General features: G+C 61.7%; 9 protein-coding genes. 2 read left to right on the top strand and 7 right to left on the bottom strand.

Going from position 1 to position 14,150, the window contains the following annotated elements:
- Window positions 1-37 precede the first annotated feature (37 nt).
- On the top strand, window positions 38-667 hold the full coding sequence (locus MOD31_RS06695) for a hypothetical protein (protein ID WP_250820156.1): 630 nt from the start codon (window positions 38-40) through the stop codon (window positions 665-667).
- A gap of 5 nt (window positions 668-672) precedes the next feature.
- Window positions 673-1,323: a hypothetical protein gene (locus MOD31_RS06690; protein ID WP_250820155.1), complete on the top strand. Its 651-nt coding sequence runs from the start codon at window positions 673-675 to the stop codon at window positions 1,321-1,323.
- A 3-nt stretch (window positions 1,324-1,326) separates the two neighbouring features.
- Here MOD31_RS06690 and MOD31_RS06685 read toward each other — a convergent pair whose 3' ends face one another.
- The 7 genes from MOD31_RS06685 to groL form a co-directional block, all read right to left on the bottom strand.
- Entirely contained in the window at window positions 1,327-3,219 is a 1,893-nt protein-coding gene (locus tag MOD31_RS06685) for an ABC transporter ATP-binding protein (protein WP_142938419.1), read from the bottom strand.
- Window positions 3,220-3,323: 104 nt separating this feature from the next.
- On the bottom strand, window positions 3,324-4,835 hold the full coding sequence (guaB, locus tag MOD31_RS06680; RefSeq protein WP_142938418.1) for an IMP dehydrogenase: 1,512 nt from the start codon (window positions 4,833-4,835) through the stop codon (window positions 3,324-3,326).
- A gap of 242 nt (window positions 4,836-5,077) precedes the next feature.
- The gene (locus tag MOD31_RS06675) at window positions 5,078-7,162 is read right to left on the bottom strand and encodes an acyltransferase family protein (RefSeq protein ID WP_250820154.1); all 2,085 of its coding nucleotides are present in this window, start codon (window positions 7,160-7,162) and stop codon (window positions 5,078-5,080) included.
- Window positions 7,159-9,222 carry an acyltransferase family protein gene (locus MOD31_RS06670; protein WP_308196353.1) on the bottom strand — a complete coding sequence of 688 codons (2,064 nt, stop codon included), beginning with the start codon at window positions 9,220-9,222 and terminating at the stop codon, window positions 7,159-7,161. Before MOD31_RS06670 ends, MOD31_RS06675 begins: the two co-directional genes overlap by 4 nt.
- 216 nt (window positions 9,223-9,438) lie before the next feature.
- The gene (locus MOD31_RS06665; protein WP_250820153.1) at window positions 9,439-10,536 is read right to left on the bottom strand and encodes an NAD(P)/FAD-dependent oxidoreductase; all 1,098 of its coding nucleotides are present in this window, start codon (window positions 10,534-10,536) and stop codon (window positions 9,439-9,441) included.
- A gap of 150 nt (window positions 10,537-10,686) precedes the next feature.
- Entirely contained in the window at window positions 10,687-12,321 is a 1,635-nt protein-coding gene (locus tag MOD31_RS06660; protein ID WP_250820152.1) for a response regulator transcription factor, read from the bottom strand.
- Between the two features lie 174 nt (window positions 12,322-12,495).
- Window positions 12,496-14,109 carry a chaperonin GroEL gene (groL, locus tag MOD31_RS06655; protein WP_062073085.1) on the bottom strand — a complete coding sequence of 538 codons (1,614 nt, stop codon included), beginning with the start codon at window positions 14,107-14,109 and terminating at the stop codon, window positions 12,496-12,498.
- Window positions 14,110-14,150: the final 41 nt, after the last annotated feature.

The raw sequence follows: 14,150 nt of genomic DNA, 5'->3' as shown, positions 1-14,150 counted from the left end.
CTACACTGGACAGAGCAACCCATAACAGAAGGCAGAAATGACCACCCAGACAGAAGAAACCCAGGCATTGCTCATCACCGAACACGAGCTCATCGCCCTCATTGCGCTGGCCGGCACCGACGGCGCTCTGAAATGCCAGACCCTCTTCCGCCTCGATCACGCCGCCGGGTCGCCGCTGGAACAGGCCGGTGTTGCCACGCTGTTGGAACGTGGGTTGATGAAGATCGAAAGCGACGCACTCCTGCCGGTTGGGCCGGCCGCCACCGTTACGGCTGTCCTGGCGGATGCCACGGCATGGCTGGAAACAGCCCTGGTCACCCCGGCCTCGGAGCATGTTTCCTTCATGTTCGGCGCAGAGCAGGGTGCCCTGTTGCTCAATCTGAGCAAGTACGGCGTTCACGAGCTGCACCCCATTACGGGCTCCGAAGGTATGGTCACCACCGCAGTGCAGATGGCTGACTATTACCTGAATCAGGCGCCGGACGGCTTTCCCGCGGCCGCAACTACCCGCCGGCACTTCAACGACGGAACCTCCCGAGCGGTGCACGTCAAAGCTGAGGCCGACGGTTCCCTGTCAATCGCTGCGGGCGAAGGCGAAAATCTCGACTCTACGGCCCTAACGCGTGATCAACTCGACGCACGGGTCCGCGCAGGCTTGGAGCGATAGCCCCGGTGAGCTACCAGTCAGGCCCTGCACCGCTTTACCACTCAGACCGTTCCCTTGACTATTGGCTTTCCCCGGAGCTCTCGGCCATCACCCCGACGAATGCGCGTTCCCGCCTGCGTGAGCTCGCCAGCGCCCGGGGAGCTTACATGGGCGCGTGGGCTGCGGGAATCGGAGTGGGCGGGTTCCTTGTCCTCCTGGGTGTAGTCCTGGCTGTTCGGCTCGGCACCCCGGTAACGCTGGCTGCCCTCGGCATTCCCGGCGCAGCCCTCGCCGTCCTGTGCGGAATCTACTTCGCGCGGGTTAGGAACCGGTTGCCACGGACAGACCGGGCGCTGGTCAATCGTGGTCCTGGAAACCTGCGCGGTGCATTCTCTTTTGTGGCGTTCGTCCTGCTCGTCTTCACGGGACTGTTTGCTTTCACGGCCAAACCGTCCACCTGGCAGGATCCTGCTGCGCTGCTGACACTGGTTACGGTTCTTGCCTTCATGGTGTCGCTCCTGGTGGTTGGGATCATCGTCCCGGCCACCATCGCGGGCCGTTCGAGGGAGTCGCTTCGCCGCAAGGCTGCAACTGATCCCCACTTCCGGGCGCTTCTGGAGCAGGACCTCGCCACGTGGCGTGATCCGTACGGCAACGCAGGATACGGCCCGCTCTAAGCCTCAGGGTGTGTTCTGAGTGCTCTCATCCACGGAGAGCTGGGATTCGAACATCCGGAAATACCGGCCCCGCAACGCTACGAGTTCCTTGTGTGTCCCTTGCTCAGCAACGCGCCCATCCTCCAGCATGTACACGATGTCCGCCTTCTCGATGGTGGCCAAGCGGTGGCTGATGGCAATGATGGTGCTGCTCCGGTCCGCGAAGAGCCTGGTGAAGATGCGGTGCTCCGCCAGGGCATCAATGGCAGATGTGGGCTCGTCCATGACCATAAACGAGGCATCCCGGTAGAAGTTCCGGGCCATCGCCAGCCTCTGCCATTGGCCACCTGAAAGCCCGCTTCCCTTCCGTCCCCTGGGGTCCTCCATCCAGTTACTGACGTGGTTCTCCAGACCGTTGGGCAACTTGTTGATGAACTCCATGGCTTCGGCGTCCGAGGCCGCCCGCCGGATGCGGGTGTCGTCACGGGGCTGGTCAACATCTCCCAGGTAGATGTTCTCCGCAGCGGTAGCGAATTCGTATTTCAGGAACTCCTGGCTCAAAACCGCGAGGTGCCGGTGCCAGCTGGTGACGTCAATCGTGGTGAGGTCCACGCCGTCCAGAAGGACCTGGCCGGAATCGGGCCGGTATAAACCAGCCAGGATGCGGATCAGCGTGGACTTGCCGGCACCGTTCTCCCCCACAATGGCGATGTGCTGGCCGGCCTTGATGGTCATGGATATGCCCTTGATGACCTCAATGTCGCTCCCGGTGTAACTGAACCGGATGTCCCGCAGTTCCACCGTGGTTGGCGACTTCGGGAGCGGTTCCTCTTCTCCGCTGGGAACGGGAAGTGCCATGAAAAGCTCGTAGTCTTTGAGGTTGGCCAGGTCCTCATCAATGGAACTCAGCGACGAGACGAGGCTATTGGCCGTGGACAGGGCACGGCTCACAATCTGCTGCACGTAAAGGAACTGCCCCACCGGTTGCGCCCTCGCGATGATCTGCCCCACCACCCAGACCAAGGACACAACCTCGGCGCCGTATTGAAGGGCATCAGCGGCCAGCTGCTTGGGGATGTAGCGCTTTTGGAAATCCAGGCGCCTGCGTTCGTCAGCGTCGCGAAGCCTGGACCTCAGGTCCATGAGATACCCAACGATCCCGTAAAGCCGCATCTCTGCGATGTGCTGGGGCCGGAGGAGGTTCTGTTCGATCATGCGGCGTTGCCGCCGCGAATCCACCTGCGTATTCCAGTGCGCAATCTGCTCGCGGGACAGTTTGAACTGCAGGTAGACGCTGGGCACGATGGCAACCAGCACAATGACCGCGATCCACCAGCTGACAAGCAACAAAGCACCAATGGCCAGGACCACTGAGACGAACTGGGTGAAGATAGCTGCGATACGGTCCAGCACGCGGGCGTAAGAATCGGAGAACCTTTTGGCGCGGTCGTAAAGATCCACTGTTTCTTTGTCGTCATAGCGCCAGAACTCCAACGCCAGAAACCGCTGGTACATCATGTCCCCCACGATCGCACCGACTTTGAAGCTCATCAGCTGCTGGATGTACCGGTCCACGCTGTTGAAGGCTCCCCAGAACAAGCCCAGCGCCGCCGTGATGATGACGTACAGGATGGCCCGTGGACCGGCGTCGGGGTCTCCCGCATAACCTGCTGCCAGCGCGGTGGTGGTGAGGGCCGCGAAATACGTGGTGACCAGCGGAAGGGTGGCCGAAATCAAGGACCCTGCCACCTTCATGATGACCGCACCAGGTGAGGCTTTGAAACTCACCTTGAGGACCTGCCCGACGGCGCGTGCATAAGGACGCAGGGCCAACTTGCGGGGCGGCGTCTTGCCCGGTGGGAAGGCATTTAGCCTGATCGACTCCGGGTGCCGCGGTTGCGCGGGCTTTTCTGACATGTGCCCAGCCTATTCTTCGGGACCGACAATTCTGCCGCGTCATGTTAAACAGTTGTTCCCCGTGGAAACTTCCACGGGGAACAACTGTTGATGCAGGTGATGGATCAGCGGGAACCGTAGTTGGGTGCCTCAACAGTCATCTGGATGTCATGCGGGTGGGACTCTTTGAGTCCTGCCGGGGTGATACGGACGAACTTGCCGCGTGCTTTCAGTTCCGGGATGGTGGGGGCGCCGGTGTAGAACATGGTCTGGCGGAGGCCACCAACCAGCTGGTAAGCAACCGAAGCCAGCGGACCACGGTAGGCCACACGGCCCTCGATGCCTTCCGGGATGAGCTTGTCGTCGCCGGAAACGTCCGCTTGGAAGTAGCGGTCCTTGGAGTAGGAGGTGTTCTTGCCGCGGGACTGCATGGCTCCCAGCGAACCCATGCCGCGGTAGCTCTTAAACTGCTTGCCGTTGACAAAAATCAGGTCACCCGGGGATTCCTCGCAACCGGCCAGAAGCGAGCCCAGCATGACGGTGTCTGCGCCGGCAACCAGCGCTTTGCCAATGTCGCCCGAGTACTGGAGGCCGCCGTCGGCGATCAGCGGAACTCCTGCCGGGATCGCGGCCTTGGCAGATTCGTAGATAGCGGTGATCTGCGGCACGCCAACACCGGCAACAACGCGGGTGGTGCAGATGGATCCGGGACCCACGCCCACCTTGATGCCGTCAGCGCCGGCGTCGATGAGTGCCTGGGCACCTTCCCGGGTGGCAGCCTGGCCGCCGATGATGTCCACGTGCGCAGCAATGGGATCGGACTTCAGGCGGCGGATCATGTCCAGCACGCCCTGGGAGTGTCCGTTGGCTGTATCAACGAACAGTGCGTCCACGCCGGCGTCGATGAGCTTCATGGCGCGTTCCCAGCCGTCACCGAAGAAGCCGATTGCGGCACCCACGCGGAGGCGGCCTTCGTCATCCTTGGTGGCCAACGGGTACTGTTCGGCCTTGGTGAAGTCCTTGGTGGTGATCAGGCCCATCAGGCGGCCTTGCTCGTCAACCAGCGGGAGCTTCTCGATCTTGTTGGTGGCAAGCTTGTGCGAGGCTTCTTCACGGCTGATGCCCACATGACCGGTGATGAGGGGCATCTTGGTCATGGCGTCGCTGACGCTACGCAGCGGAAATTCCGATTCCGGGATGAAGCGGGTATCGCGGTTGGTGACAATGCCCAGGAGGCGTCCGTCCGTGTCCACCACGGGAAGGCCGGACACGCGGTAGCGGGAACACAGCTCGTCCAGTTCTTGCAGCGTTGCCTGCGGGCCAATGGTCAGCGGGTTGGTGATCATGCCGGATTCACTGCGCTTGACGCGGTCAACGTGCTCGGCCTGGTCATCGATGGAAAGGTTGCGGTGAACCACGCCCAAACCACCTTGGCGGGCCATGGCAATGGCCATGCGCGACTCGGTCACCGTGTCCATTGCTGCTGAAAGCAAGGGCGTCTGGACGGAGATGCGCCTGGAAATGCGTGACGAGGTGTCTGCGTCGGACGGGATGACGTCCGTGTGGCCGGGCAGCAACAGGACGTCGTCGTAGGTCAGGCCAACAAAGCCAAAGGGATCGTGTTCGGGCTGGGTCATGAGTGTGCGCCTCTTACCTGGGTTTCCGGGGGCTTAACTGGTAGGGGTTGCAACTGATGACCAGCCCGTCATTACGGGACTGGCCTGTGCATGAGGTACCTGTGCAGAAGTTGCCTGCGCAGAAGGTATTGGATAAATACTAGAACCTCCGCGCCTATCGCCATATTCCGCGACGCCCGACTGTGAGCAATCGCACTGGCGGCAGGCCGGCGTCGTGCGTTTAAAACCGCCGGACAGCGAACCTAGCTGGCGGACCAGCCGGTAGCGGCGAGCAGCCGCTCCTCAAACATTGGAATCATGGTCTGCACGTAGGTCTTGGAAAGATGGTTGTCGTCCTTGTAGACGTAGACGTTCCCCACAACAGCCGGGCATGTCCCTTGCTCGCAGATGAAGTCGCTCATGTCCATGAGATGGAGCCCTTCCACCTTGCCGACGTAGTCATCCAAGGGTGAGGAAGCCGCCAAGGATTCTTCAAGCGGAACGTTGCAGTCGGGAGAATCCTTGCCCTTTTTTTGGACGCACTCAGGCATGTTAAAGCTGAATCGCGGGTTGTCCCGGACACCCACCACATCAATTCCCAGGTCCGTGAACGGCTTGATGCCTTCAAGGTAACCGGGGACTTCGGTCTCGAAAGGCGCGTCAACGTGCGTCAGCGATGCCACCGTAAACACGGCGTCGGGTTTGTGTTCCAGAACGTAGGCAGAACTCGCCTTATTGAAGTCGTTACAGAACTCCGGGCGTTCCGGCGATTGCGCGCCAAACCGGCACCCACCCTTGAGCAGCGTGACCACTTCCCAGCCGTGCTGCTTGGCAATCGGGCCAAGTGCGGCCATGTACTGCTGGGAGTGGGAGTCACCCAACACCACAATTCGTTTGGTGACTACCTCGGGTTCCTCATTCTGCAGGCATCCCTCCAACACGGGGTCGGTGGGCACATTGTCCCCTGTGCACGCGCCGTCTACGTTGGCCCATTCGTCCTTCATGGCCGCCGGCGCCGGGATGATCAGGGCTTCTTCGCTCGGCTTACCTGCGTAATCCGGGGCCAGCGCTGCCGCGCCGGGCGTCAGTTCGTGAGGCTGATCGGCAATCGCTGCCGCTTCCGCGGTGATGGCGCTTTGCCAGGCGGTGACAGGTAGCGCCAGCAGCGCACCGCAGGCAGCAATCACGACGGCGGCCCGCCAGGACCGCACGTCCGGCCACTTCCAGCTGCGCAGGGGAAGTTCGACGAACCTCGTGGTGGCTACCGCGAGGAGAAGGGAAACCGCCATGATTCCCAAGCCCTGGAGGAGGCTCGGCTGCTTGGTGCCGGAGGCCAGGAGGAAGAACACCAACACCGGCCAGTGCCACAGGTACAGGGCGTACGAGTTGTCCCCCAGCACCACCAGCGGGCGCGAACTCAGGAGACGGTCTGCGCCAAAGCGGCTTCCGCTGTGGCCGGCGACGATCACGGCCGCGGCTGCAAGGGTTGGCCAGAGAGCCACAAAACCCGGGAAGGAACGATCCACGGGGAGCACCAGCCCGCACGCTAGCATCGCAGCAATACCGGCCCAGCCCAGGACGACACGGAGCCGGCGTCCCGGTTTCAGATAGGGAATCGCCAAGGCAAGCAGGGAACCCAGGGCGAACTCCCACAGACGGGCACGGGTATCAAAGTACGCGTATGCCTGGTTGGTGGCGGTCTGCTCCACGGAGAACACGAGCGATGCCAGAAAGACCGCACCGAAGGTGATGAACAGCAGTTGCCTGTGGCCCACGGCCTTCCGCTGCGGGAACAGCCTGGCCAGCAGCGGCTGGGCAAGGCCGACCCCGGCGAAAATCAAAGGCCACAGAATAAACACCTGGCCTTGGACGGATAACGACCAAAAATGTTGGAGCGGGCTGGCGTCCACGTGCTGCTGGGCGTAGTAGTCAACCGCGAAAGCGGCAAGCTGCCAGTTTTGGCGATACATCAGCGATGCCCACGCCTCGGTGAGGACATCCGGCCACCTGCTTTGCGGGATCAATGCCCAGGTGCCGACGAGGATCGCCAGCAGGACAACGACGACAGCGGGCAGCAGACGCTTGAACACGTGCAGCCAGTGCCGCACAAGCCTTAGTGGCGTGCGACTTTCGAGCTTGCGTGTGAAGGACAATGTCAGAAGGAAAGCCGAAATCAGCAGGAAGACGTCCACGCCGCCGGAAACCTTACCGAGCCAGATATGGTAAGCCGCAACCATCAGCACAGCCAGGGCACGCAGCCCCTGGACTTCGGGCCGGAAGCCTGGTTTGGCCCGGGTCGCGGGCTTTTCTGCGGGAGCGGCCGGTGCGGCGGGCCTCTTCTCCATCATCGCTGCCACCCTGTCGCGGTAAACCACCTTTCATCCAACATGCCTGCCATGCTCTTGACGTAGGTTTTGGTCAGGTGGTTGTCATCCAGGTAGACGAACGTATTACCGATGATCGGCGGGCAATAAAGTCCTTGGCACATCAGGTCGGACATATCCAGCAAGGAAAGGTTCTGGTACTTGCCAGTCACCGCATCAAAGGGGCTGGGTTCGGCCAGGACGTCAGCTTTGAGCGGGCGGCAATCCGGGCTGTCCACCCCCTTGGAAAGGGTGCAATCCGTCAGGCTGTAGGTAAACCGCGGATTGTCACGCACCGCCACTACGTGGATGCCCAGCCCCGTGACCTCGGGAATGAGGTCCTCGAATCCGTGCGTCAGTCTTTCATCAGGCAAGGAGGAAACAGCCGCCGTACCCACCATGAAAAGGGCGTCCGGCGCCTGTTCCCGGATATGGCTGCGCACTTCACTGTTGAACTTGTTGCAGCCCGGCTCGGACTCGGGATCTTCAGTCATAAAGGGGCAGGCCCCGTACAGCAAGGAGTAGAGGCGCCAATGGTGCTGCTCCGCCAGCACTTCCATGGCAGCAAGCCATTGCTGGGAGTGGGAGTTGCCTACAACAAGGACCGTCTTGGTGGCATCATCTCCCACGCCGTTCTGCTTGCAGTTGTCCTGCAGCAGCCGTGATTCGGGTTTCGTGTCACCGGAGCATCCGTTGGGCAGATTGGCCCAGTCACGCCCAATCCTTTCAGCGGTTGGTTGAGTGAGCGCATTCGGAGCTGCTTCATTGACGTACCCGGGCAGGAGGGCCTTCGCGCCGGGGTTATCAAAGACCATCCGCGCCTCCGCAGCTTGCTGGTCCAGGTCCAAGCGGTATTGGAATGCCATCAGGGGTGCGGACACCACGGCCAGGCAGGCCACGATCGCGATGACCGAGCGGCGCCTCTTTACCTCGGGCCATTTCCATTCGCGGAACGGCTTCTCCACGAATTTGGTGGTGAGAAAAGCCAGGATGAGCGACAACGCCACGATTGCCGTGCCGGACAGCCAGCCAGCGTGATCCTTTCCGCTCCAGGCCAAAGCAATCACCAGGATGGGCCAGTGCCAGAGGTAGAGCGCGTACGAATTGTCACCGAGCCGTACCAGGAATTTGGAACTCAGTATCCGGTCCACACCGAAACGGCTTCCGGTCTGTCCGGCCGCAATAACGGCCACCGCAGCCAGTGTTGGCCACAAGGCGACGAATCCGGGGAAGGCCGTTTGTACTTGCAGCAGGATGCCGCACGTGAGCATCGCCACCACACCAACCCAGCCCATGACAATACGGACAGGTTTGGAAAAGTTCAGGGCGGGAAGAATCAACGCCACCAACGTGCCCAGGGCGAACTCCCACAAACGGGCAAAGGTATCGAAGTATGCCACTGCCTGATTGCTGGCCGTGAAAATGATGGAGTAGACAAACGAGACCAGGAAGATGATGGCAAAGACGTACACCAACGTGGCCCGGTATCGCAGGGCGAAGCGTCGGCACACCAGCGCTGCAGTGGCGAAAATGACGGGCCACAGAATGAATACCTGACCCTGGATGGACAGCGACCAGAAGTGCTGCACAGGACTGGCCATGCTGTGGTCAGTGGCGTAATAGTCCACGGCCAGATCCTGCAGCAGCCTGTTTTCGAAGTAGAACAGCGACGCCCAGGTTTGCTGGACAATCTCGAACCATCGCGTGGCCGGCAGGAAAATAAAGGTTGCTGCCAGAGTTGACACAAGAACCACGACGACGGCGGGCAGTAGACGCCTGAACAAGTGCAGCCAGTGCCGCACAAGGTCCATGGGACGGCCTTGTTTGTACCGGCCCGTGAACTGGAGAGTCATAAGGAATGCGGAGATCAAAAGGAAGACATCAACGCCGCCGGAGACCCTGCCGATCCAGATGTGGTAGCTCACCACCATAAGGACAGCCAAGGACCGAAGGCCTTGGATTTCGGGTCGGAATTTGGATTTCGCAACGGGTCCGGAAGCCCGCCTACCGTGGTGGGCAGGGGCTGGAATCGTTGGCGTCGTCACGGTAGGCAGTTCCTCAAAGCTGTGGCACAAAGCATCAATATTACGCGTTTTCAGTCACGCAACCCATGTGGGAGAGTGTTCCCGGCCGCCATTCGATGCCCCATCAGCACAGGTCCAGCCATACATTCTGCCACCCAAACCTGTGCGTGACCTGTGCTGATACTCCTGGCGCTCCTCACCCTTGACGCCCGGCACAACCCACTACGACGTGAGCTATTACACGTTGACGAGGCCGCTGGAACGCGGCGCCGTGACCCGCCCGGCGAGGTATCGGGCGTCCCGGCAGGCACCGGGCAGCGTTGCCGAGGCTGCCGCGAACAGGAACTCCTGGCCAAGGAAGTACAGGCCCGGGACGCTGTCTGCCACTCCCCTGGTCTGCTGTGGTTCCCCGTGACTGTCGAATGCCGGCAGGTTCACCCATGAGTAATCCTCGTGATAGCCAGTGCACCATATGACGTTCGCGGCCTCCACCTGCGTCCCGTCTTCCAGTACCGGGAGTCCGTCCTGCACACCAGCCAACCTGGGATGGAGGCGGACACCGGCAGCGGCCAGGTCCTTGCTCTTGGTGCGGATCAGCGGGGCCGCCATGGATTTGAACTTGGGAGCCGCTTTTCGTCCCATGGGGGTATTGAGGTTGAGGACGTAAAGGCCCAGGAAGCGGACTACCGGCAGGGCAAAACGTGCAGCTGCACGGCCATGCCGCATAGGCATCTCGGCGCTGGGCTTGCCAGCAAGAAGTGTGGGCCGGGAGCGGGCAACTTCAAGGGCAATCTCCGCACCGGAATTGCCCAGGCCCACCACCAGGACAGGGCCTTCCTTTAACTGACCGGGGTTTTTGTAATCCTGAGAGTGCAGTTGGAGGATGCCCGGATCCAGTTCGCCCGCGAAGGCAGGAACTTTGGGGATACGGTGACCGCCTGTGGCGATGACCACATTCCTGCTTCTCCATTCGCGGTCTCCCGACCGGAGCACGAAAGCCTCACCCTCAGAGCTGATGTCCTCCACGCGTACGCCGGCAACGTAAGGCAATTCAAAGCGGCGCACATAGTCTTCCAAGTAGTCAGCCAGCTGATCCTTGGTGGGAAATGCCAAGGGGTCGCCGGGGAAAGGTGCGCCGGGAAGGCCGTCATACTTGGCCGGAGTGAAGAGGCGCAAGGAGTCCCAGCGTTGACGCCAAGCATCCCCTGGCCTCTGGTGCTGGTCCAGGATGAGGAAGTTCCTGCCCTGCCTTGCCAACCAGTACCCGAGCGCGAGCCCGGACTGGCCGCCACCCACAATGACGGTGTCAACTTCTGGATTGTGGTGAACGGACATCATCGTCTCCTATCTCGCTTGCAGTGGATCACTGATCTTTGCTGTGACCTGATAGGAGCCACGCTATGAGCGCGGCGCCTGGGTCCGCATCGGTCAAGTGAGCCACTCATTTCCAGCGGGATGGGTATTTCTGACCACTCGCAGTGGTTTTCAGCGAATCAGGCCGTGCTCAAAGGCGTAGCCGGTCGCGGCCGCTCTGGACGGCACCGCGAGTTTGGAAAGAATGTTGCTCACATGCCTGGCCACTGTCTTTTCACTGAGGTAAAGCTCCCGGGCGATGGTTCGGTTGGAGTGCCCACCGGCCACCAGCCGGAGCACTTCCACCTCGCGGTCAGTCAGCGGTGAGCTGCCTTTGTTCTTCTCGCCGGTGAGTTCCAGGACCTCTGCTACTGCCGGCATCGCCCCAAGATCTTCCAACTCGGCTTTGGCAGCCTCGAACTCCATGGCGGCAGAATCGGGATCGCCCAACAGGGCACACGCACGCGCCGCAAGGACCCTGCACCGGGCGGCCTGATAGGGAGCTTCGAGGCTGTACCAGATCCGCCACGCCCTTCTCGCCTCACGAAGCGCGGCCTGGGGCTCGGCTTCGACCAACAGCACCTGGGCAGCGGCATAGGCAACCAGGGCCATCTCCAATGGACGGCTGCCCTGCTGAAGAGGCTCGGACAGTTCGTCCAGCGCGAGCCTGGCAGCAGCCGCGTCGCCAGCGGCAAGTTCAACCTCGACGACGGCAGGCAGCAAGCGACGTCGATTGGCTGGGTCGGCCCCTGCCATCGCCCGCCGCATGGTGGCCTGTGCCTGGGCCGTTTTGTGCTCGGCCAGCTCAAGCAGCGCGATGCCGGGAACAGGTTCGAATCCGGTCCCGGCAGCTATGGCGTAGGCTTTCCCCGCTTCCTCCAGGAAACCTTGCAGGCGAAGTACTTCGCCCTGTTGATACCAGGATCCAAACGTGGCATCCGGGTCGCCCTTCCGCACCCTGCCTTCGGCGGCCCGCGCCACCGACAGGGCCTCTTCCCACGCTCCGTGAAGTATCAACAGTTCGGCACGGTAAGCCTGGCATTGTCCACTGAACATCACCATGTCCGGGCGATCCCCGCACCAGCGCTCCAAGGCCGCAGTCCACTCGTGGGCGCGGCGCACATCGTTGGAAAGACGACAACTGCCCAAGACTGCACAGTAGATGATCCCTGCGGGGATGGGCGAGACCTCACCTGAGGTGACAGAGACCATCACTTCATCCAAAAGCTGCAATCCTTCTTCCACGTGCCCGAGGGAAACGCGGGTGGTGCCGACACCGAGCCGGCCCAAGGCCTGGAGGTCTTTGTCGTGGAAGGAGGTTCCCAGCTCCAAGGCTTTGGCGAACAGACCCTGTCCAGCCGCCGGGGCTCCACTGCGCAACAAACCGAGGGCCGCAGGAATCATGAGGTATCCCTCGGCTGCACAGGGACCTGACATACCTTCCAGCACGTGCTTGGCACGGGACAACCACCCGTTTCCACGGGCCGGCTCTCCCATGTCCATCAGGAACATAACAAGCCAGGCCGCACACCTCGCGGCGCTGTCAGCGTCTCCCATGGTCAGGAATTCGTCGTGCGCCCGGGTCAGGTACTCAATGCTTTGGCTATTCAAGCCAAGCAGCATCGCCACAGATGCCGCCAATTCGATGTCCTGCGGAGGTAGTCCGCCCTCTGAATCGGCGCGGGTGAGGCACTCAAGCGCATCGCGCCAACGGCGCTCGTGGAAGGCCGAGCGTCCCAAATCCAAATCTGTGTCCGGAACTGTCATGGCTCACCTTGCGACCGGGAACAGACCGAATGACGCACCCAAGCCGCCCTAGTAGCGTCAGGTTACCGCCGCCGTCGTACGCTCACAAGAGCTTGGCCGCGCTGGCCAGACACCACCTCCGGAAACACCACAAGCCCCGGTCATCTTGACCGGGGCTTGTGGTAAACAGGGCCGTTAGTGCTGGTGGCCTGCGTGTGCGTCTTCTTCCTCAGCCGGCTTTTCGGCAACCAGGGTCTCGGTGGTGAGAACCAGGGCAGCGATGGAAGCGGCGTTGCGGAGAGCCGAACGGGTGACCTTCACGGGGTCGATCACGCCAGCGGCGATCAGGTCCTCGTACTCACCGGACTTGGCGTTGAAGCCGTGGTTTGCTTCCAGCTCGGAAACCTTGGCAACAACAACGAAGCCGTCGAAGCCAGCGTTCTGGGCGATCCAGCGCAGCGGCTGGACCAGGGCGCGGCGGACGATGCCCACAGCAGCTGCTGCGTCACCCTCCAGCGCCTTGACGGCCGGGGACTCGTCCAGTGCCTTGAGGGCGTGGATGAGAGCGGAACCGCCACCGGAAACGATGCCTTCTTCGAGGGCTGCACGCGTGGAGGAAACAGCGTCCTCGATGCGGTGCTTCTTTTCCTTCAGCTCAACCTCGGTGGCTGCGCCAACCTTAATCACGCCGATGCCGCCGGCCAGCTTGGCCAGGCGTTCCTGCAGCTTTTCCTTGTCCCAGTCGGAGTCCGTCCGGGTAAGCTCGGCGCGCAGCTGTGCAACGCGGTCAGCGACGTCCTCAGCCGTACCGGCACCATCAACAATGGTGGTGTTGTCCTTGGTGACTGTGATGCGGCGTGCGGTACCGAGTACCTCGAGGCCAACGGTGTCCAGGCTCAGGCCAAGGTCCGGGGAAACAACCTGGGCGCCCGTCAGCGTGGCGATGTCCTGGAGCATGGCCTTGCGGCGGTCGCCGAAGCCCGGAGCCTTGACGGCAACAACGTTGAGCGTGCCGCGGATGCGGTTGACGATCAGCGTGGACAGGGCTTCGCCTTCAATGTCTTCAGCAATGATGAAGAGCGGCTTGTTTGCCTGCAGGGCCTTCTCCAGCAGCGGAAGGAAGTCCTGCAGCGAGGAAATCTTGCCCTGGTTGATCAGGATGAGGGCGTCCTCGAGGACGGCTTCCTGGCGCTCAGCGTCGGTGACGAAGTACGGGGACAGGTAGCCCTTGTCGAACTGCATGCCCTCGGTGAGGACCAGTTCGGTCTGGGTGGTGGAGGATTCTTCAATGGTGATGACACCATCCTTGCCAACCTTGCCGAACGCTTCGGCCAGCAGTTCGCCAACCTCGTCGCTCTGTGCGGAGATGGCTGCGACGCTGGCAACCTGGGTGCCTTCGACTTCGCGGGCATTCTCCAGGAGGCGGGCGGCTACTGCTTCAACGGAAACCTCGATGCCGCGCTTGATCTCGCCCGGAGCGGCGCCGGCAGCCACGTTGCGCAGGCCTTCCTTGACCAGGGCCTGTGCCAGCACGGTGGCCGTGGTGGTGCCGTCGCCGGCAACATCGTTGGTCTTGGTGGCTACTTCCTTGGCCAGCTGTGCGCCAAGGTTCTCGTAGGGGTCATCAAGCTCAACTTCACGGGCGATGGTTACGCCATCGTTGGTGATGGTTGGTGCGCCCCACTTCTTGTCCAGCACGACGTTGCGGCCGCGCGGACCAAGCGTCACCTTGACAGTGTTGGCGAGCTTGTCGATACCGGCCTCAAGAGACCGGCGGGCAGCATCGTTAAAAGCAAGCTGCTTTGCCATGGTTGTGTCCTTTCAAGACAGAAAACCCGCACCGCTGGCGG

The sequence above is a fragment of the Paenarthrobacter sp. TYUT067 genome, from assembly GCF_023656375.1.
In the GTDB taxonomy this organism is placed as follows: domain Bacteria; phylum Actinomycetota; class Actinomycetes; order Actinomycetales; family Micrococcaceae; genus Arthrobacter.
This window is presented reverse-complemented; position numbering and strand designations above follow the sequence as displayed.

Coding starts and splice junctions, on each gene's coding strand:
- MOD31_RS06695 (WP_250820156.1), top strand. CDS start 38: ATGACCACCCAGACAGAAGAAACCCAGGCATTGCTCATCACCGAACAC.
- MOD31_RS06685 (WP_142938419.1), bottom strand. CDS start 3,219: ATGTCAGAAAAGCCCGCGCAACCGCGGCACCCGGAGTCGATCAGGCTA.
- guaB (WP_142938418.1), bottom strand. CDS start 4,835: ATGACCCAGCCCGAACACGATCCCTTTGGCTTTGTTGGCCTGACCTAC.
- MOD31_RS06675 (WP_250820154.1), bottom strand. CDS start 7,162: ATGATGGAGAAGAGGCCCGCCGCACCGGCCGCTCCCGCAGAAAAGCCC.
- MOD31_RS06665 (WP_250820153.1), bottom strand. CDS start 10,536: ATGTCCGTTCACCACAATCCAGAAGTTGACACCGTCATTGTGGGTGGC.
- MOD31_RS06660 (WP_250820152.1), bottom strand. CDS start 12,321: ATGACAGTTCCGGACACAGATTTGGATTTGGGACGCTCGGCCTTCCAC.
- groL (WP_062073085.1), bottom strand. CDS start 14,109: ATGGCAAAGCAGCTTGCTTTTAACGATGCTGCCCGCCGGTCTCTTGAG.